Source organism: Autumnicola musiva (assembly GCF_031846585.1).
Classification (GTDB): domain Bacteria; phylum Bacteroidota; class Bacteroidia; order Flavobacteriales; family Flavobacteriaceae; genus Autumnicola; species Autumnicola musiva.
Genome location: NZ_JAVRHK010000009.1, coordinates 28406 through 48552, shown reverse-complemented (window position 1 = coordinate 48552; position 20147 = coordinate 28406). Strand labels below are relative to the sequence as shown.

General features: G+C 37.3%; 11 protein-coding genes. 5 read left to right on the top strand and 6 right to left on the bottom strand.

Annotation, left to right across the window (positions count from 1 at the left end; all coding sequences use genetic code 11):
- Positions 1-133: 133 nt before the first annotated feature.
- On the bottom strand, positions 134-1519 hold the full coding sequence (glmM, locus tag RM539_RS12645; protein ID WP_311503771.1) for a phosphoglucosamine mutase: 1386 nt from the start codon (positions 1517-1519) through the stop codon (positions 134-136).
- 119 nt (positions 1520-1638) lie between these two features.
- On the opposite strand from glmM, the gene RM539_RS12640 reads away from it, so the two are divergent.
- Positions 1639-2229, top strand: a complete 591-nt coding sequence (locus RM539_RS12640) for an acyl carrier protein phosphodiesterase (protein WP_311503770.1) — start codon at positions 1639-1641, stop codon at positions 2227-2229.
- Positions 2230-2482: 253 nt separating this feature from the next.
- On the opposite strand, the gene RM539_RS12635 is transcribed toward RM539_RS12640, so the two are convergent.
- The 5 genes from RM539_RS12635 to RM539_RS12615 all read right to left on the bottom strand — a co-directional run bounded on the left by RM539_RS12635 (position 2483) and on the right by RM539_RS12615 (position 10668).
- Complete coding sequence (locus RM539_RS12635) at positions 2483-3550, bottom strand: M12 family metallopeptidase (protein ID WP_311503769.1); 1068 nt, start codon at positions 3548-3550, stop codon at positions 2483-2485.
- 465 nt (positions 3551-4015) lie between these two features.
- A complete protein-coding gene (locus tag RM539_RS12630) occupies positions 4016-5608 on the bottom strand; it encodes a hypothetical protein (RefSeq protein ID WP_311503768.1) in 1593 nt (530 codons plus the stop codon).
- A gap of 120 nt (positions 5609-5728) precedes the next feature.
- On the bottom strand, positions 5729-7216 hold the full coding sequence (locus RM539_RS12625; RefSeq protein ID WP_311503767.1) for a hypothetical protein: 1488 nt from the start codon (positions 7214-7216) through the stop codon (positions 5729-5731).
- Between the two features lie 385 nt (positions 7217-7601).
- On the bottom strand, positions 7602-8618 hold the full coding sequence (locus tag RM539_RS12620) for a response regulator transcription factor (RefSeq protein WP_311503766.1): 1017 nt from the start codon (positions 8616-8618) through the stop codon (positions 7602-7604).
- Positions 8619-9159: 541 nt separating this feature from the next.
- Positions 9160-10668 carry a hypothetical protein gene (locus RM539_RS12615; protein ID WP_311503765.1) on the bottom strand — a complete coding sequence of 503 codons (1509 nt, stop codon included), beginning with the start codon at positions 10666-10668 and terminating at the stop codon, positions 9160-9162.
- A gap of 352 nt (positions 10669-11020) precedes the next feature.
- Between RM539_RS12615 and uvrA the strand changes: the two genes are divergently transcribed.
- The 4 genes from uvrA to RM539_RS12595 all read left to right on the top strand — a co-directional run bounded on the left by uvrA (position 11021) and on the right by RM539_RS12595 (position 20056).
- Positions 11021-13852: an excinuclease ABC subunit UvrA gene (gene uvrA, locus RM539_RS12610; RefSeq protein WP_311503764.1), complete on the top strand. Its 2832-nt coding sequence runs from the start codon at positions 11021-11023 to the stop codon at positions 13850-13852.
- A gap of 14 nt (positions 13853-13866) precedes the next feature.
- Positions 13867-14556 (top strand): LOG family protein, encoded by a 690-nt coding sequence (locus RM539_RS12605; RefSeq protein WP_311503763.1) that lies wholly within the window; start codon positions 13867-13869, stop codon positions 14554-14556.
- A 79-nt stretch (positions 14557-14635) separates the two neighbouring features.
- On the top strand, positions 14636-17449 hold the full coding sequence (locus RM539_RS12600) for a gluzincin family metallopeptidase (protein ID WP_311503762.1): 2814 nt from the start codon (positions 14636-14638) through the stop codon (positions 17447-17449).
- A 204-nt stretch (positions 17450-17653) separates the two neighbouring features.
- Positions 17654-20056 (top strand): alpha-ketoacid dehydrogenase subunit alpha/beta, encoded by a 2403-nt coding sequence (locus RM539_RS12595; RefSeq protein ID WP_311503761.1) that lies wholly within the window; start codon positions 17654-17656, stop codon positions 20054-20056.
- Positions 20057-20147: the final 91 nt, after the last annotated feature.

Here is a 20147-nt window from a genome sequence, read left to right as displayed (position 1 = left end):
TGTAAAATTGGTCTCCAGACCAAACCAAAATAGCAGTATCTTCCCTACTTCAGAATGGCGAAAAAGCAGTTCCGACCCCTCCCAGAGAGAATTGAAGTGGAAACTCGGACGCCATGCTATCTAGAATTATAAATTAAGCAATAATGTCTTTAATCTCCTTTATCATTTTTTGAGCAAGGTCATCGGCCTCCTGCTGACTTTTAGCTTCTGTATAGATTCTGATAATGGGTTCAGTATTAGATTTTCTAAGATGAACCCAGTATTCCCGGAAATCTATTTTAACTCCATCAACGGTAGAAATCTCTTCATCTTCGTGCCGCTTTTGAACCGATCTAAGTATGCCATCCACATCAAGCTCAGGAGTAAGCTGAATTTTATTCTTGCTCATATAATAGGCAGGATACTCCTCCCTAAGTTCTGAAACTTTACATTTCTTTTCTGCAAGATGAGTAAGAAAGAGGCCTACCCCCACCAGGCTGTCTCTGCCGTAATGAGCTTCAGGATAAATAATACCACCATTTCCTTCACCACCAATAATTGCATTAGTATCTTTCATCAATTGCACAACATTCACTTCTCCCACAGCACTTGCTTTATAACTTCCCCCGTTTTTAATACTTATATCACGGAGGGCACGGGAAGAAGAAAGATTGCTAACCGTATTTCCCGTTGTTTTGCTCAAGACATAATCGGCACAAGCTACAAGTGTATATTCTTCACCAAACATCTCCCCTTTTTCATCAATAAATGCCAGGCGGTCAACATCCGGGTCTACCACTATTCCTAAATCTGCATTCTCCTGTTGTACCAGATGACAAATATCCTGCAGGTGCTCTTTTAATGGTTCCGGATTATGAGGGAATTGTCCATTGGGTTCACAATAAAGTTCTACTACTTCCACTCCCAATCCTTTTAAAAGTTTAGGAATAGCTATACCCCCGGTGGAATTAACTCCATCTACTACCACTTTAAAACCGGCTTGTTGAATTTTTTCAACATCCACCAGAGATAGTTTCATGACTTCTTTTATGTGTACATCTATATAATTATCTTTCTTAACTATAGTACCTAAATCATCTACGCCTGCAAAATTAAAGGAAGCTTTTTCAGCTATATCCAAAATTTTAGCTCCTTCCTCCCCATTAAGAAATTCTCCATTGTTGTTTAAAAGCTTCAGAGCATTCCATTCTTTAGGATTATGACTTGCGGTTAAAATGATGCCTCCATCAGCTTCCTCTAAAGGAACCGCGACTTCTACCGTAGGAGTTGTGGATAGGCCTAAATCTATTACATCAATGCCCAGGCCTGTAAGTGTATTCATGGTTAGTTCCTGGATCATTCGTCCTGAAATACGAGCATCCCTGCCTACAACTACTTTAAGGTTTGATTTATTTACCGATTCTTTTAGCCATGTTCCGTAAGCTGCAGCAAATTTAACAGTATCAATAGGAGTTAAATTTTCTAAAGTTTTTCCTCCTATTGTTCCACGTATTCCCGAAATAGATTTTATTAAACTCATACGATTTAATTGTAGCTTGTATAAAAATTATATACAACAAATATAGAAGGTACAATTGCGTACTCCCAAATCTTAACACAATTTAAACAGGATGTTTCTTTAAATTGGTATCTTCAAAAATGAATTTTTTAGCACATGTTTACTTATCGGGTAATGATGAACAGTTGAAGATTGGTAATTTCATAGCAGATTCGGTTAAAGGAAAACGCTATCTTCAGTTTCCTGTTGCTGTTCAAAAAGGAATAATTTTACACAGAGCGATAGATTTTTATACTGATACTCATCCTGTGGTAAAAAAAAGTACTCACAGACTATTCAAAAAATACGGTCATTATAACAGTGTGATCGTAGACATCCTATATGATCATTTTTTAGCTGCCAACTGGAATTCTTATTCTAGTGTGGAATTAGAAATTTACATAGGGGAATTTTACAAACTTCTTCAGAAGAACTTTGAACTGCTACCGGAACGGGTACAGAATTTCCTGCCTTATATGATAAGGGATAACTGGCTCCTGAATTATTCCAGCATTGAGGGAATAGGCAAAATACTATATCAAATGGACAGTCGCACAAAAGGAAAATCAAAAATGCATCTTGCAGTTGATGAACTTAAAACGTATTATTCAGAATTTGGAGAAGAGTTTTACTATTTTTTTGGTGACCTTAAAAAATACAGTAATCAAAAACTGCTGGAATTGAAGAAGTAGTTTCTTAAAAGAGCTTATTAAAATTAATATGTTAAAGTTTTCTCACGATAAAAGGTTAAACCCGATATGGCTCTAAAATGTAGAATATCTACACACAGGCTGTAGAATTCTTCACAGCTAATAATAGTTGTTTGCTGAATTTTTAGGTTGAGCCCCTTATATTTAATAATATTTACTCAATTAAATATACCAGTAACATCCAAAATTAAAAAAACCGGCACATTGGCCGGTTTAATTATGGGGAATATTCATTTTACGAGTAATACCAGAAATCATCAATTAATTTTACCTGCCTGTAACCATGATGACGAGTTTCGTAGTACCATAAATCATAATACCTAAGTACTGTTACACCAAACATTGTATAGTATTCTCCGTTAATATAACCTGGTTCTCTATCTTCTTCCTCCTCTTCATCAGGTTCAGGAGTTGAATCTGTGGATGGATACATACTCTCAATACCCTGTATATCTCCGGCAGAAAGGGCATTTCTCTGCACAGAAAAGGTGCTTCCATCTTTTTTAACTATGGTAGGCTTCCCGTTTTTTGAAAAGGAATAGGAGCTATACATCATAATGGAACCAAAATCCAGGTTAGAAGTAAACTCTTTTCCATCATAGCCACCTTCGGCATAGGTTTCAAAATTATACTCCATACCATTTCGAACATTTTTATAATAGATTCTTATATGGTTCTCTCTATCTACACGGTTTTGCTCGTGCCAGAGTCCTACAGCATGTCCTATTTCATGAATGGTATTTCCTGTACTGCATCCAGAAGCAAGGGTAATATCCTGCCTTCCCCCTACCTGCCCAAGGTATGAAGAACAGCCTGAACCAGGAGTAAAATAAACATAATCTGCTTCTCCGGATCTTTCAATAAAAGTAATGGGGGTATTGGTTTCCCAATGTTTGATGGCATCGTACACCCTCTCTTTGTCAGGAAGATCGGAATCTATAGCATAATAAACTGTATTGTCCGGCCACATACCAGAAGTTCTACCTGTACTCTTGTTGGTTGGAGCCTTCCCCTGTTCATATACAAGCTCCTGAAATTGAGAAGCTGCTTTACTCTTGGGTAATATAATATCTCCCTGGTAAACATAATTACCTTCAATCTCAGCAACAGGCAACTTCTGTCCGGCATAGTAAATATCGGATACAATACCCTTAGATTTTGGATATGCAACTTCTGTTAAATTTTGGTTAACTACATTTTCTTGAGGTAAGTTTTCAATTTCAGTATTTTCAGAAATTGAATCTTTACTACAGGCTATAATACCCAACACCGGTAGCAAATAAAGAAACTTTAATTTTCTCATAAAAAGGGTTTTTGTTTTAGGGGAACACCTAGTCCCGGATTAATAAATTGCTGCTTCAAAATTTACAAAGTTCATACCATGAAAACTCACATAATAAGCGGGTATCCAATTAACAATCATTTTCCTACATACCATTCAAACTCCTATAAAAATGATAATCAACCTAACTTTAATCTCTCTATTTTCAATTCTTTTCTTCAAATTAAAACCCGACAATAGCAATTTGCACCATCTTAGATTTTTATATGGATTCATGAAACTAATATCACCTACAAAGTACCCATTAAACATTTATGAATAAAGTTTATTGTTAATTTTAACATAAAAAAGCCGCCTGGAAAAAATCCCAGACGGCCTCTTCTATACCATCTAATCAATTAAAATTAAGATGGTAAAGAAAATCCATTCTATTAGTCACCCCCCGGTCAAATAATAGGAATGGACTTTATATTAAATCCAAATATTCTAAATATCTGAAGATCTGCAAAGATTAACTTCTATGTTAGCCATAAAAGAAGATATATCGAAAGCTCCATCTACTTCTATAACTATAGTAGTTGTTCCATCACTGGAAGAAGTTCCTGTTTCAGTAAAAACTGAACCGGAGCCATCCTGACGAATCTGGATTTCCCAGCTCTCAATGTTGAAGGAAGAATTTTCTTCAACAGAAATGAAGACTTCAATTTGACCTGATCCTAAATCTGCAAACTCTACAGTACCAACCAGAGCATCTTCTTCTCCAGAAGGAACTTCACCTGATTCTACTTCAAGCTGATAGAACAAAGGAGCTCCATCACCAATTAGAATAGCTGCAAAGCCATCAATCCCACCTAAAAAAGCATCTACACATAATGGCTCTTCCACGTCTATTGGACATCCATTTTCATCAACGGGAGCACCTTCTTCAGTACCCTCACAATCATCTTCTCCATTAGGAACCCCATCATTGTCACAATCCCATTGCGCCCAATTAGTGGCATCACTATCACATTCATTCCATACACCGTCATCATCACAATCTGCATTAGGATTAGTGGTATCACAATCGGTTCCACCATTTCCATTGCCATCATCTTCTCCACATCCAAGGAATACATGCCAGTAATCTGTATAATCATCATTATCAGCATCAAACAGGCCTTCTACATCATCCCAGGAAAGGTATCCAGATTTAGTAATTGTTCCATCTTCCACATTACCATAGTTTCCTTCCCAGTCCATAAGAGTGATTTCGTAATAGAGGTAGTCCTCATCACTTTCCTCACCATAATTAGGCCCTGGTATTTGCAGGCACATAGGATCAGCATAATAATCTCCATATTCATTGACTCCCATCATATCTTCATTAAGCATAGAATCATCATAAAGAGAGATTTCATTATCAGCTCCAACATACCATAAATCAAGGCTATAGTTACCAGTGTAATGTCTGCCGTTTTCTGTACAGTAATTAACGAAGAAGCAAAGGTCATAAACTTCTTTACCTATTATATCAAAAAACAGGTATCCATATTCATTTACAAGACGATTATCATAACAAAGTACTTCTACATCTACATATTTTTTCACCCCGGCACCTAATTCAATAGATAATGGTAAAGGATTCATCACATAGCCGTTGAATTCACCACTGTCATCCTCATCAATAGGAGCCAACCAGATAATATTTCCGGAAGTATCATAAACGATAAACTCTTCTAATTCATAAGAACCAGGAGTTAACTCCAGGTCTTCAGAATAATCTGTATAATAATCTGTTGTTCCGTCATCATCAAGATCATCAGAAAGTACATCAATAATTATAGGTTCCATTTCAGCACCATCTTCTGAAAGTACAACTCTTACCGTAGCAGGAGCAGCATCAGAACATTCTGGAATATCTGAAAAATGTTGTTTGGAACTGGAACTATTCTTCAATAGATTGTTTAAAGTTGCCTCAAAAGATAAAGTAGCTGTTTCGCCATCATTCATCGAGGTACCTGTTTCTTCCTTACTACAGGAAGTGAACAGTATAGTAATTGCCGCTACATAGGCAACCATCATTTTAAAAATTTTCATAATTCAAAATTTTTAGTTTAATAATAATTTTCAAATGGTATAAAAGATTACAAAGTTAAACCGAGATTATGGGCACCCTTATCAGAGCGCCCATAGTTCTCAGGTTTAAATATTCCCGGATTATTGCATGATGTACTCACCACAAGCTACAGGAAGTGTAGGCTCATAGTCATCATCATCATCATCACCAAGGTCTGCATCAAGCCCATGTAATACAACTACTTTCTTTTCAAGAGGAGTTACTGCTTCGCGTTCTGCATCGCTTAACTCAAAAGTGTAGTCGTAAAAATACATTCCACTACCAGAAGCCATTGGAAATTCTCCATCTTCATATACAAGTGGAAGTTGTACGGGACCATAATCGCTTGCTCCTTCTGAAATTTCGATAAAACCATTTCCATTAGCATCGTCACTCATATCAGGACAAGTAGCATTCATTTCAGCCGCATCTGATCCATCAGTAAATCCATGAATGTGCTGTGGATGAACCTCTCCAGGCTCCATGTTATATGCTAATACAGAAGTATAAAGTGTATTTCCTTCAAGACGAGCATATGAAAAAGCAACTGCTCCTGAATCGTTTAGACTCTTAAGGCAAGCTTTGTAATTCATAGCCTCATCATTAGGGTCTGGTAAAACTGGAGGATTATCAGTTTGGTTACAATCTCCATAGAAGAAGTGATAGTAATCAAGATTATCTTCCCCATCAAAGAATGCTCTTACCTCAGTATCAGTAATTGTTCCTGCACGGATGATTCTTTCTTCAGTTGAATACTCATCAGATTCGTTAATAGAAATTTCGATGTAATATTCATCATCACCTTCTCCATCAGGCAATACTATACATAAAGGACTAGCTGCATAATCTCCATTCTCATCCATTTCAACTTCTGCAGTAAGATCATCATAAAGTTGTTCTGTACTTTCACCATCTACATAGTTCCAAACATCTATACTGTAAGATGCTACGTAGTGCCTACCATTAGGAGGACAAAAGTTTCCAAAGATACAGAAGTCGATTAATTCTTTTCCTTCAAAGTCAAAGAATAGGTACCCGTATTGATTAACATTACGCTCATCATAACACAATACTTCCACATCTACATACTTTTTAACTCCAGATCCCAAATTAATGGTTATAGGCAATGCATCATTTACATAACCGTCAAATTCACCACTGTCATCATCATCTATAGGAGCAATCCAGATCATATTTCCGGCTGCATCATAAACAACAAATTCTTCCAGTTCATAAGTACCTGGTGTTAATTCCAGATCTTCAGAATAGTCAGTAAAATATTCCATAGTTCCGTCACCGTCAAGATCGTCAGATAATACATCCAACGTTATCTCATCCATGTCTACACCATTAGATGATATAACAACCATTACACTTGCAGGGTCAGCATCTGAACATTCAGGAACATCTGAAAAATGTTGTTTTGTCTGAGCTCTTTTGTTCAGCATATCATTCAGGCTCGCCCCAAACGATAATGTTGCTTTTTCGGAAGAATTCTCTTCCATTCCTTCGTTTTCCTCTTTGCTACAAGAGCTGAAAAGAAGTGCCATCATGGCAATTGACATTAACGTAATTCTAAAGTGTTTCATAATTAAAAAAATTTAGGTTAATAGATTAATAAAATGGTTAATAAAGATTTTGTATTCATTTCTTCTCGTCCCTTTTCTGTGAGGTGGGACATTTAATTCGTTTCACAGAGGCTAACAGCGTTTAATAACATCATAGTTGTTCCATATTCTTAGTATTCATATAGTATTAGTTACAGAGTGATTATTCATCCTGATCGCTTTTCCTATTCGGAGAACTATTTTTCTCCTATTATAGAGGTTGGGTTTTCTCTTTGGTGGTTAAAATAAGACTTGGAAGTGGGGTGACTTTTTTCTTATTTATTTCATTGGTAAAAGTACCTTTTAATGTAGATCTGCAGTATGGGGGAAAACCCTTAATTTGAGTCAGCACCTCTATTATACCTTATCATGAAGCACCTATTTCCACAAGGTTATGATTAATTGCATAAATTATGCTTTCCAGGATAGTCTCTGATTTTGTTCTTTTGATAATATTGGATCGATGCTTTTCTATAGTTTTTGGAGATATAAATAATGCTGATGAAATCTCCTTGGTTTTATATCCTTTACATAGAAGCTCTATAATTTCTTTTTCTCTTTTTGTAAAGCTAAAATCACACCCTGCACTGTTATCATTAAAGCTTTCCTGAACTCCGGGAGAAGCTGTACCTATTTCTTCATTAAAAAAAACTTCTTCCCCTGAAAAATCTATTATCATGATAAACTGATCTCCAAATCCTTTATTAAGTTTTGAGAAGTTTACCTTCGCCTCCCTTACTTTATCATTCTTTAAAATTAAAGAGGTTCTGGTAAAGGCTTTTAGATGTTTTCCTCTGGAGAAATTTCTAAGTCCCGCCTGAACTTTAGCTTTGTTTTCAACATTAACAAAATCTGTCAACTTCATATCTTTTGATGCTTCAACCTTGAAAGTTTTTTTAAAAGCATCATTCATGGCAAGAATGCTGTTCCTCTCCAGCAGAACGACTGGTTTTGCCACGAGGTTAAACATCCCCATAAAACAATCTTTCCAATAATTAGATAAAGATGAGTTTATGTATATTCTGTTAATAATCCTTTCGCAAATAACATTCGTAGAAACATTATCAGTTAGAACATCATCCACTATATGTCCAAATTGGCTTTCCACATCTTGTTTTTCCTGCTCCCCTGTATAAATTAAGAGCCAACTCCTGATAAGAAAATGTGTAGATTTAAAATTTGCAAGATTCTTTAAATCATCAGGAGCATTAAAGGAAGTTTTGTCAATAAATATTATATCCGGCAATAAATTTGTAGCCATACTATAACCCGTATGCACAGAAGTCGCTTCACTTATTTCAAACTGAAGACTTAGAGCTTCCTTTATTTCCCCAATCAACCTGTTATTTGTAGAAATTAGTAGTAGTTGTTTTTTTTCATTCATCTTTTTTATAACAATTTGATTACCAAATGGTAAGTAATTAGACCTTTTTCAGAAAGGGGGCAAAATGAGATTAATTAATACTATCTCAACAAATGGGGAGAAAAAATAAATATTTAATATTTATAAGATCAAATATAGATGATAATCAATGTATTACGTAAAAAATAATAGTAATATTATACTTACATTTTAGTTTTCATTTTACGGTTAAGAGTTATTTTTTAACAGCCCTTAAACCTGTTTTTAGATATTTTGATTTTTTGTTAACAGATCTGTAACTTTTATTAAATTGAAAGGAACAGCAGAAAAATGCTTTTTAGGTTAGATAAGTAGGAATTAAATAAACCATATTTATAAAGTTAAGTCGAAGATTTACATAATGAACTACCCCAATATGAGTATAAGAGGTAGTCCAGAGTATGTATTAGGTATTAGTAGTAGTAAAAGAAATTTTAAGGGCTGCCATAAGCTCCAACCATTTATAAGGTCCAACCATTTATAAGGTCCAGAAAGGGAATAATGGAATGGGGAATACTCAAAATTAAATATCCATGTCCAGTAGGTTAGGATCGTCTTCCTGGCCACATCCGTAAAAGAAATGAAAATATTCAACATTGTCCTCTCCCGAGAAAAGTGCCTTTACCTCAGAGTCAGAAATTACACCCCTGCGTATTACTTCCTCTTCCACATCATATTCACCTGTATCCTGTATGGTAATTTCGAAATAATATTCGTCATCATCCTGTCCGTCCGGGAGGACGATACATAAAGGCTCTGCCGAGTACTCTCCATCTTCTGTTATGCTTACCTCAGATAAAAGATTATCATAAAGCTGAGCAACGTTTTCTCCATTTTCATGTTTCCAAACATCAATAGAATAAGAAGCCGAATAATGCCGTCCATTAGGTGTGCAATAATTTCCAAAGAGGCAAAAATCTATCAGTTGTTTTGGTTCGAGATCAAAGAACATGTAACCATATTGGTTTAGATTATCGGGAATACAGTCACCGTTGGTATCTTCTGGAGTTGAAGGGCAATCTTCACCTCCGGGATTTCCACAATTGATATAAAACTGCAAAAACCTCATATCTGTATCCTCTGTGTCCGGATTTTCATCGGTATCTCTTAATATCTCGATTAAATCCCAGTTAATATAACCTTCCTGAATAATTTCTCCATCTTCAATGTCCCCATAATTATCAGGCCAGTCCAGAATTGTTATTTTAAAGTATAGATAATCCTCATCATCTGCTTCCCCAAACTGTGGTGCCGGTATTTTTACACATAAAGGTTCAGTATAGTATTCACCCTCATCATTCTGACCCGTCACCGGAGTAACAGGACCATCATTTTTGGGATAAAGCTGAATATCTTCCTGTCCTTCCCGTACATAATATAATTCCAGGCTGTAATCTGCCATATAAACCTCATTGTTTAGACAAAAATTAGCAAAAAAGCAAAGATCATAAACCCTGTCCGGCGTCAGTACAAAAAAGGTATATCCATATTGATTCGCCAAACGGTCATCATAACAAAGGACTTCTACATCTATATACTTTTTTGTTCCGGCGGAAAGATCAATGCTTACCGGTAAAGCATTATCAATATAATCATCAAAAATTCCTGTTCCATTTTCCTGCCTTGGTGCCACCCAAACAATTTCCCCCTGTGCATCATAAACAACAAATTCTTCCAGCGTATATTCCCCCGGCTCCAGTTCCAGATCACTTGAATAGTCAGAATAATATTCGAAGTTTCCATCTCCATCAGGATCATCAGACAGGATATTTATCGTAACAGGATCAAGATTTTGGCCATTAAGAGCCAGTACCACAACAGCTGTTGCTGGTTCTTCTGCTGAACATTCCGGAACATCTGAAACCAATTGTTTTACTGCTGCCCTGTTGTTGGTAACATTCTGTAATATGGTTTTAAAAGATATAGCTACTTTGTTGGAACTGTCTTCTATTTTTTCCTCACTGCTACAGGAAATCAAGGCTGAAGCAAGTATGATAATTAGGGAAACTGCAGAGTAGCTTATATTTTTCATAATGATAAGTAATATTAAATATTATACCCTCGCCGATTATTCGGCTGAGTTTTTAACCAAGGTAGGTATCCTCTATAAGGTATTTTCGGGGTAGATTTTGGTAAAAAAATACTGAAAGCATGAAGATAAAGTCTCTTCAGCTAATGTTGATAAAATTAATATTTCTTCTGTATCTAATTTATAGGGGAAATCCTGTATAATATGCCAGGAAGCTTTATAAATAATTTCTGCTAAAACTCTTCTTACCACTGCTAATATAATTTTTATTTAGTTCTAAATTAACGTTCAGCGAATGCAGCTTCCTTTTTAATTAGCAACACTTTAAGTACCTTTGCCCCCCTTTAGAAAATTTATGGCGGAAAGCGAAGAAAAAATAGAAGTGTTAGGGGCGAGAGTCCATAATTTAAAAAATATAGATGTTACCATCCCCCGGGAAAAACTAGTAGTAATTACAGGTCTCTCGGGTTCAGGAAAATCTTCCCTGGCCTTCGATACCATTTATGCCGAAGGACAAAGGAGATATATTGAAACCTTTTCTGCATATGCAAGGCAGTTTTTAGGAGGTCTGGAAAGACCAGATGTGGATAAAATAGAGGGTCTTTCTCCGGTTATTGCTATTGAACAGAAAACCACCAGCAAAAATCCCCGAAGTACGGTAGGTACCATTACCGAAATTTATGATTTCCTCAGGTTGCTCTATGCAAGAGCAGCAGATGCTTACAGCTATAATACCGGGGAAAAAATGGTGAGTTATACAGATTCACAGATAAAAGATCTTATAATAGAGAAGTTTAATGGAAAACGGGTGAATATACTTGCACCTGTAATCCGTTCCAGGAAAGGCCATTATCGTGAACTTTTTGAACAAATCTCGAAACAGGGTTTTGTAAAAGTGAGAGTAGATGGCGAAGTAAGGGATATTGTAAAAGGAATGAAGCTGGACCGCTATAAAACTCATGATATTGAGATTATTGTGGACCGCCTTCAGATTGATGATAAAACCGATGGGCAAAAGCGGTTAAACGAAAGTATAAAAACAGCAATGTACCATGGTGATGATACGCTGATGATCCTGGAACATGAAACAGAAGAGGTAAGATATTTCAGCAGAAATTTAATGTGTCCCACCACCGGAATTTCCTACCCTACCCCCGAGCCTAACACCTTCAGCTTCAATTCTCCCAAAGGAGCCTGTCCCAGCTGTAATGGAATTGGCACCTTACATAAGGTAAATACCGGTAAAATTATTCCCGATGAAAGCAAATCCATTAAAAAAGGTGGCCTTGCCCCCCATGGACCTCAGAAGAAGAACTGGGTGTTTTCTCAACTGGAATTAATAGCGGAGCGGTTTGATTTTAAGCTAACCGATCCTATCTCTAAAGTCCCGGAGAAGGCTATGCAAATGATTCTGTACGGCGGAAAAGAAAAATTTTCCAAAGAATCAAAATCTTTAGGAATAAACCGGGAGTTTAAAATTGATTTTGAAGGAGTAGCAACTTTTATTGAAAGCACTTATAATAATAATGATTCCACTTCTCTGCGCCGCTGGGCAAAAGAATATATGGATAAAATATTATGTCCTACCTGCGAAGGCGGAAGGCTTAGAAAAGAATCGCTGTACTTTAAAATAAATGATCAAAATATTGCTGAACTTGCTCAAAAGGATATTGCAGACCTGGCAGAATGGTTCAGCGGAATTGAAAGTCAACTTTCTGAAAAACAGAAACGGATAGCTACAGAAGTTATTAAAGAAATTAGAACCAGATTACAATTTTTAACAGATGTGGGGCTTACTTATTTGTCGCTCAACCGAGGTTCAAAATCCCTTTCAGGAGGAGAGGCGCAACGAATAAGGCTTGCCACTCAAATAGGTTCGCAACTTGTTGGGGTGCTTTACATTTTAGATGAACCCAGTATTGGCCTTCATCAGCGTGATAATGAAAAACTCATTAATTCCTTGCTTTCTCTCCGGGACATAGGAAACACGGTAATAGTTGTAGAGCATGATAAAGACATGATTGAACGCGCAGATCATGTTATAGACATTGGACCAAGAGCCGGCAAACATGGCGGGGAAATTATAAGCGAAGGCACACCTTCAGAATTAAAAAAGCACGATACCCTTACTGCCCTTTATCTTAATGGAAAAAAAGAAATAGCCGTTCCTGAGAAACGAAGGGAAGGAAACGGAAAGACTATAGAATTAAAAGGTGCCACAGGAAACAATCTTAAAAATGTTTCTGTAAAAATACCTTTGGGTAAAATGATAGCGGTTACAGGTGTTTCAGGAAGTGGAAAATCCACTCTTATTAATGAAACGCTTTATCCTATTATGAATGCACATTACTTTAATGGAGTAAAGGAACCAAAGCCCTACAAAAGCATTAAAGGGCTGGATCATATAGATAAGGTGATAGATATAAACCAGTCACCTATAGGGCGGACACCACGTTCTAATCCCGCAACTTATACCGGAGTATTTTCAGAAATAAGAAGTTTATTTACAAAAACACCTGAAGCTCAAATAAGGGGTTATAAGCCCGGCCGTTTCAGCTTTAATGTTAAAGGTGGAAGGTGTGAAACCTGTAAGGGCGGAGGTTTAAGGGTAATTGAGATGAACTTCCTGCCAGACGTTTACGTGGAATGTGAAACCTGCCAGGGCAAGCGTTTTAACAGGGAAACTCTGGAAATTCGGTATAAAGGCAAATCAATTGCCGATGTCCTGGAAATGACCATTAATGAAGCCACTCAGTTTTTTGAGCCAATTCCAAAGATTTATCGTAAGTTAAAGACTATTCAGGACGTGGGGCTTGGCTATATTACCCTGGGGCAGCAAAGTACAACCCTATCAGGAGGAGAAGCACAAAGGATAAAACTGGCCACAGAACTTTCCAAACGTGATACCGGAAATACATTCTATATACTTGATGAACCTACTACAGGGCTACATTTTGAAGATATAAGGGTACTAATGGAGGTACTCAACAGGCTTACCAACAAAGGCAATACTGTTTTAATTATTGAACATAATATGGACGTGGTTAAAATGGCAGATCATATAATTGACATAGGCTATGAAGGCGGAAAGAATGGTGGCAAAGTGATTGTTACAGGAACTCCTGAAGAAGTCGCAAAGCATAAAAAGAGTTATACAGCTAAATTCCTTAAAAAAGAATTGCACTAAAAGATTGAATTTAAATGAGACCTAAGCAAGGAAACAAAGCCTGGAATGAGATAAAAACCAATGATTCCTGGGCGATATTTAAAATAATGGGTGAATTTGTGAATGGCTATGAAAAGCTAAGCCAGATTGGCCCCTGCGTTTCTATTTTTGGTTCGGCCAGAACAAAGCCTGACCAGAAATATTATAAACTTACCGAAAAAATTGCTGCTAAAATCGTAGATCACGGGTACGGGGTTATAACCGGCGGTGGCCCGGGTATAATGGAAGCTGGAAATAAAGGAGCTCATCTTGCCGGAGGAACCTCTGTAGGATTAAATATTGACCTTCCTTTTGAGCAGCATGACAATCCTTATATCGATAGTGATAAAAGCCTTGATTTTGATTACTTCTTTGTTAGAAAAGTAATGTTCGTGAAATATTCCCAGGGCTTTGTGGTTATGCCGGGAGGCTTTGGTACCCTGGATGAACTTTTTGAAGCCATTACTCTAATCCAAACTCATAAAATTGATAAATTTCCCATCATTCTTGTTGGTTCAGATTTTTGGAACGGCCTGGTAGAATGGATTAAAACCACCCTTTGTGATAGTTTTAAAAATATTAGCGTTGCAGATATGGATCTAGTACAGGTTGTAGATACTGAAGATGAAGTTATTGAGGTGCTTGATAAATTTTATGATGAGTACAATCTAAGTCCTAATTTCTAGTTATTATTAACAACAGCTCTTTTTAAACTTTGGTTATATTCGCCACAATTCTGTTTTATCTAAACCCTGCAGCAATATCTTGAAATATTTACTCTTTTCCTGCCTTTTTTTTACATTTAGCGCTCTTAGCTTCGGGCAGAACAGTATTTCTGTTAATGCCCGTCTTGATGCAAAGACCGACAGCCTTTATATACAACAGGAGATTGTTTACGAAAATCAGAGTAAGGACAGCTTAAAGGGTATTTACCTGAATGACTGGATAAATGCCTTCAGCAGTAAAAGCAGTCCCCTGGGAAAACGTTTTTCTGAAGAGTTTATAAGAAGATTTCATTTTGCCAGTGCCGAAGAACGCGGAGGTACGGTTATTAACCACGTTGCAGATGCTAGCGGTGACTCCCTTTCATGGAGCAGGGTCCCAGAAAGAATTGATATTGTAAAAGTAGATTTTAAAGAGCCCCTTGCCCCGGGAGAAAAGCGGACACTCCATTTAGACTATGCCATTAAAGTCCCTTCGGACAGATTTACCAGGTACGGCAGGGATTCCCAGGGAAATTACAAGATGCGCAACTGGTACATTACCCCGGCTATTTATAAAGAAGGTGGATGGAAGCTTTACAGCCACCAAAACCTGGGACTAGATTATACTCCTCCGGCAGATGTTGAATTAAGCCTGAATATCCCTTCGGAATATTATGCTGCTTCAGCTTTAAATACATTAAATGTTTCTTCAGAAGAGGACAGGAAAATTGTACGGATGGTAGGGCAAAACCGCATAGAATCTAAGCTCTACCTTACCAAAACATACGTATTTGAAGATTTATACGCCTATTCTCATGAAATTATTACAGATTTAGAAGATGATGACCTTGAGCCCAATGTAAAAGGTGTTCTTTTAAAACGTATTTTGGAATATCTCAATTCACGTTTAGGTGAATATCCTCACAATAATATATTCATCACAAAAGAGGATTATCAAAACAGCCCCATCTACGGCTTGAATCAATTACCAGGATTTATCCGGCCTTTTCCTGACGGTTTTCAATATGACCTTAAACAGTTCAAAACCATTTCTTATAATTATTTGCAAAACACTCTGCTTCTGGATCCGCGTAGGGATCAATGGGTGCTAGATGCTATCCTGGTATCCCTAATGATTGACTACGTAGATATCCACTACCCCAAAATGAAACTTATGGGAAGTTTAAGTGATATCATTGGAATCAGGTGGTTTCATGCTGCCGATCTTGAATTTAACGATCAATACCAGCTGCTTTACATGAATATGGCCAGATCCAATACAGACCAGGCTTTAAATATACGGCAGGATTCACTTATTAAATTTAACAAGAATATCGCCAATTCATACAAAGCAGGAATAGGAATGGAATATCTGGAGGATTATCTTGGCACCGATGCCGTAAAAAAATCTATACGGGAATTTTATCAAAATTATAAGCTGAAGCCCACTACCCAGGAAAATTTTAAACAACTTCTTCAAAAAAATTCTTCCAGGGACCTAACCTGGTTTTTTGAAGATTATGTAAATACCAACAAAAAGATAGATTTCTCCATTAAAAATGTAAAAAAGGAAGACGATTCCCTTGTGGTAACCCTACGGGACAGGCGCAACAACCAAATGCCTGTTTCTGTTTACGGGCTTAATGATGGTAAAATAGTATATAAAACCTGGGTAGACGGTTTCGACAAACTGAAAGATGTAAAAATTCCGCGAAAAGACATAGAACGCATAGCCCTGAATTATGAGCAGAAAATTCCTGAAATAAACCAGCGGAATAATTATGCTGCGGTAACAAAACTGCTTAACAAACCATTGCAATTCCGGCTCCTACAGGACGTGGAAGATCCCAGGTATAACCAGTTGTTTTTTATGCCCGAATTTGATTATAACCTTTATGACGGTATTACGATTGGCCCTACTATATATAACAAAACCTTCCTAAACAAGAACCTGAATTATAAATTTTCTCCTCAGTATGCCTCTGAAAGTCAAACCCTGGTGGGATCGGCATATATATCTAACACGCACCAATACAGGAATAAAAGGCTGTACGGAATTAGTTATGGAATAAGTGGTACCAGGTTTTCCTACGGCTATGATCTTTTTTATACAAAGCTTACCCCTTTTATGACCTTCGCCTTCAGAAACGAATACTTAAGGAGTAATGAAAGGCAGTACCTCAACATTAGAAATATAAATGTTCAGCGGGATTTTGATCCCTTAGACCCTGTAGAAGAACCAGATTATAATGTGTTTAATGTAAAGTACAGCTACAGGAATCCTAATGTGGTGAACTACTATGCCGGAACAGTGGATTACCAGTTGGCTGAAAAATTCAGCAAAATTTCTTTAAGCTTGGAATACCGGAAACTTTTTAAGAACAACCGTCAGATAAACCTTCGTTTTTATGCCGGAACTTTTCTTTATAACGATGCCCAGGATACCGACTATTTTAGCTTTGCACTGGATCGCCCCACAGATTATCTTTTTGATTATAATTACTACGGAAGGAGCCAAAGCAGCGGGATATTAAGCCAGCAGATTATTTTAGCCGAAGGAGGATTTAAGTCCCAGCTTCAGCCGGAATTTGCTGATCAATGGATTACCACTGTGAATGCAAGTACAAATATCTGGAAATGGATTTATGCGTATGGAGATTTGGGGTTGGTAAAGAACGAACTTGTAAAACCTAAATTTTTATACGACTCCGGAATAAGGGTTAGCCTTGTAGCCGATTATTTTGAACTTTTCTTTCCGGTTTATTCCAACTTAGGTTGGGAAATTGCACAGCCTGACTATAACCAGAAAATCCGGTTTATCGTTTCCTTAGATCTTAATACGCTCATAAAACTTTTTACCAGAAGGTGGTATTAGGCAAAAGCTAATCCGCATTCCTGCTTAACACCTTAAAAGATTAAATTACATAATTCTCAATATTAATTAAATTATGTAGATGTTAATTTTTTAATAATTAAAAAAGATACATTTATAATGAAGAAAACTTAATATTAGGCGAAATTTATGAATTGTATATAATTATTGTTTTTGCTACATTTGTATTTATTCAAAAACAAGTTCATGCATAGCGAAACACAAACAAAAGATTCTATATCGTTTGATGATTTTAAGGCGCAGGTCCTGAAAGATTTCACAACAGCAGTTATCAGTCGGGAATGCAGTATCCTTGGAAGACGGGAAGTTCTTACCGGTAAAGCCAAATTTGGGATTTTTGGCGATGGAAAGGAGATACCGCAATTAGCTATGGCTAAAGCCTTTAAAAATGGTGATTTTCGTTCGGGTTATTACCGCGATCAAACCTTTATGATGGCTATTAATGAACTTAATATTCAACAGTTTTTTGCCGGACTTTACGCAGATTCAGATATTAAAAATGAGCCCATGTCCGGTGGCCGTCAAATGGGCGGTCATTTTTCCACCCATAGTCTTAATGATGACGGAACATGGAAAAACCTGATGGAACAAAAAAATTCCAGTTCTGATATTTCTCCCACTGCAGGACAAATGCCAAGGTTACTGGGCCTTGCTCAGGCATCAAAAATTTACAGAAACGTCGATGGGATTGATGCTGATAAATTTTCAGATAATGGAAATGAAATCGCCTGGGGTACCATTGGCAACGCCAGTACAAGTGAAGGACATTTTTGGGAAACCATGAATGCAGCCGGGGTTTTACAGGTTCCTTTAGTTATGAGTGTGTGGGATGATGAATATGGAATATCTGTACATGCCCGGCATCAAACTACCAAGGAAAGTATTTCTGAAGCTCTCAAAGGTTTTCAGCGCAATGAAGAATTGAAAGGTATAGAAATAATTGTGGTGAATGGCTGGGATTATGTAGCCCTTGTAGAAGCTTATGAAAGAGCAGCAAGAATTGCCCGTAATCAACACTGCCCCGTATTGATTCACGTTGTGGAACTTACCCAGCCGCAGGGCCATTCCACATCTGGATCTCATGAACGTTACAAAAATGAAGAACGGCTGGGCTGGGAGAGAGAATATGATTGTAATGTAAAGTTCAGGGACTGGATTTTAGAAAATAATTTCGCTACCGCAGAAGAGCTGGATCAACTGGAAAAAAACATAAAGAAGGAAGTTCGGGAAGGCAAAAAGGAAGCCTGGAACAACTACCTTCTTCCTACTCGCCGGAAGCAGAAAGAACTGGTAAAACTTCTTACCAAAGTGGCCGGAAACAGTTCTAATAAAAATTTTATTATTAAACTGAAAAATGAACTTTCATCTTCAAGGGAAGCACTTAAAAAAGATGTAGTTTCTGCCGCCAGAAAAGCTCTAAGATATCTCATTGGTGAAGATTCTGATGAAAAACAGGAACTTCTTGATTGGCTGGAAAAATATTCCGAAGAGAATCAGGAAGAGTACAGCAGTCACCTATACCAAAAAGATGATGCAGACACACAGCATATAGCTCCGGAGTATGATGCAAATGCTTCAGAAGTAGACGCCCGTATAATCCTGCGGGATAACTTTGATGCCATTTTCTCCAGCCGTCCCGAAACTCTGATTTTTGGAGAAGATACCGGAGAAATTGGTGATGTTAATCAGGGATTGGAAGGCCTTCAGGCAAAACATGGGAAGCTGCGAGTCGCCGATACGGGAATAAGAGAATCTACCATACTTGGACAGGGAATAGGGATGGCGATGCGCGGTCTTCGTCCTATTGCAGAAATTCAATATCTGGATTATGTAATGTATGCACTTCAAACTATGAGTGATGACCTTGCTACATTGCACTACCGCACAAAAGGAAAGCAGAAGGCACCATTAATTGTAAGAACAAGGGGCCATCGCTTGGAAGGCATCTGGCATAGTGGCTCGCAACTTGGAGGCTTATTAAACCTTCTACGGGGAATGTATATCCTGGTGCCAAGAAACATGACCAAAGCCGCAGGATTCTATAATACGCTTCTAGACATAGATACACCGGCACTGGTTATTGAATGCCTTAACGGATATCGCCTGAAGGAAAAGCGGCCAAATAACCTTGGGAAACTTAAAATGCCTGTAGGCGTAATTGAAACTATAAAAGAAGGAGAAGATATTACCCTTGTCTCCTATGGCTCCACATTACGTATTGTTGAGCAAACTGCTCATGAGTTACAGGAATTTGGAATCAATGCCGAAGTCATCGATGTTCAGTCTTTACTGCCGTTTGACCTAAATCATGATATTGTGAAAAGCGTGGAAAAGACTAACAGGTTGCTTGTTATAGACGAAGATGTTCCCGGCGGAGCTTCAGCATATATCCTTCAGAAAATTCTGGAAGATCAAAACGCTTACCGCTTCCTGGATAGTAAACCGCAAACGTTAACAGCAAAGGAGCATCGTCCTCCATATGGATCTGACGGGGATTATTTCTCTAAACCTTCTGCCGAAGATATTTTTGAAAAAGTTTATGCTATTATGCATGAATCAAATCCTGCAAAATACCCTAAACTAAGATAATATTTTAGTTCTCAGAAAATTGAAAAGTCCCGATCCTCCTATAGGTTCGGGCTTTTTTAATTTAGATTGATTTTCCCAACTAATATAAATG

What these genes read in the sequence shown, in the direction of transcription:
- uvrA (WP_311503764.1), top strand. Translation starts at nt 11,021, where the DNA reads ATGGCGGAAAGCGAAGAAAAAATAGAAGTGTTAGGGGCGAGAGTCCAT.
- RM539_RS12640 (WP_311503770.1), top strand. Translation starts at nt 1,639, where the DNA reads ATGAATTTTTTAGCACATGTTTACTTATCGGGTAATGATGAACAGTTG.
- RM539_RS12615 (WP_311503765.1), bottom strand. Translation starts at nt 10,668, where the DNA reads ATGAAAAATATAAGCTACTCTGCAGTTTCCCTAATTATCATACTTGCT.
- glmM (WP_311503771.1), bottom strand. Translation starts at nt 1,519, where the DNA reads ATGAGTTTAATAAAATCTATTTCGGGAATACGTGGAACAATAGGAGGA.
- RM539_RS12605 (WP_311503763.1), top strand. Translation starts at nt 13,867, where the DNA reads ATGAGACCTAAGCAAGGAAACAAAGCCTGGAATGAGATAAAAACCAAT.
- RM539_RS12630 (WP_311503768.1), bottom strand. Translation starts at nt 5,608, where the DNA reads ATGAAAATTTTTAAAATGATGGTTGCCTATGTAGCGGCAATTACTATA.
- RM539_RS12635 (WP_311503769.1), bottom strand. Translation starts at nt 3,550, where the DNA reads ATGAGAAAATTAAAGTTTCTTTATTTGCTACCGGTGTTGGGTATTATA.
- RM539_RS12625 (WP_311503767.1), bottom strand. Translation starts at nt 7,216, where the DNA reads ATGAAACACTTTAGAATTACGTTAATGTCAATTGCCATGATGGCACTT.
- RM539_RS12595 (WP_311503761.1), top strand. Translation starts at nt 17,654, where the DNA reads ATGCATAGCGAAACACAAACAAAAGATTCTATATCGTTTGATGATTTT.
- RM539_RS12620 (WP_311503766.1), bottom strand. Translation starts at nt 8,618, where the DNA reads ATGAATGAAAAAAAACAACTACTACTAATTTCTACAAATAACAGGTTG.